Source organism: Oleiphilus sp. HI0080, assembly GCF_001635135.1.
Genome location: NZ_LWFU01000173.1, coordinates 1 through 284 on the forward strand (window position 1 = coordinate 1; position 284 = coordinate 284).

Genomic DNA, 284 nt, shown 5'->3' on the forward strand with positions numbered 1-284 from the left:
TTACAGCGCCCCTCAATTACGATGCTCTGAACTTTACGGTTCGACCCTTCGATGGGAAGTGACGTCGTACTCTCCCTATTTTGCTCGATTCAACACCTTTCCAAGTGTTGTAAATACACCGAGTTTCGACAAATTATTGTTTATTTCCATTGGCTCTAGTCTGCCGTTTTTGATGCTGGCAATTGGTGCGATTGCCTTTAGCTTGCTCGTTAGCACAAATAGCCGCTTTGCATTCAATTTCCTTGGATCGTGCATCTGCTGGTCTATTTTTGCATTGTGCATGA

1 protein-coding gene is annotated in these 284 nt (G+C 44.0%); it reads right to left on the reverse strand.

Annotated features, from left to right (window positions below):
• Positions 1-75: 75 nt before the first annotated feature.
• On the reverse strand, positions 76-284 hold a 209-nt coding region (locus A3751_RS23370; RefSeq protein ID WP_068451507.1), incomplete at its 5' end, for a hypothetical protein.